The following is a 528-nucleotide window of genomic DNA, read 5'->3' on the forward strand; positions in this document are numbered from 1 at the left end:
CTCGGGACACGAACTTGTACCGATAAAAAAAAAGCCGCTAAAATAGCGACTTCAACGGGAGTATGTTCTTGTCCTTGTCCCTCGACAATTGGTTGTAGAAAAAGTGCTAATCCTTACTCAGGATAAGAACTTTTTTTTATATTTGTTTGAGGATGATTTTAAAGGGAACCTTATTTGCGATTATATATCGATTGCGGTTCCAATTTTTCAAGTCGCCCTAGTTACGCTACCCTACCCGTTAGTTTAATGAATCAATATGTGTAGCCTTAATTGAACCTACCACTTATTCCATTAGTCTCCCATTACTTCATAATCATTCGGAATTAACTCATACAAGGCACGAACATCACAACCGACGGAATCGGCGATCGATATGGCAATTTTGAGTGGCATCACTCTTTTGTTTTCAATAAAGTCGTAAACTCGTTCCGGTTTAAAAAGCAATTCCTTTGCCAGCCATTCCGCTGACTTTCCGGATTCCATCAATCGTTCATTCAGTAAGCAACGTCCTAGTTCAAATTTCAAGAA

Annotated in this window: 1 protein-coding gene; it reads right to left on the reverse strand. The window is 39.0% G+C overall.

All coding sequences use genetic code 11. From position 1 onward, the window contains the following. Positions 1-291 precede the first annotated feature (291 nt). A partial coding sequence (locus AMS66_RS01775) for an XRE family transcriptional regulator (RefSeq protein WP_330219275.1) occupies positions 292-528 on the reverse strand: 237 nt, incomplete at its 5' end.

It is taken from the genome of Paenibacillus xylanivorans (assembly GCF_001280595.1).
Taxonomy (GTDB): Bacteria; Bacillota; Bacilli; order Paenibacillales; family Paenibacillaceae; genus Paenibacillus; species Paenibacillus xylanivorans.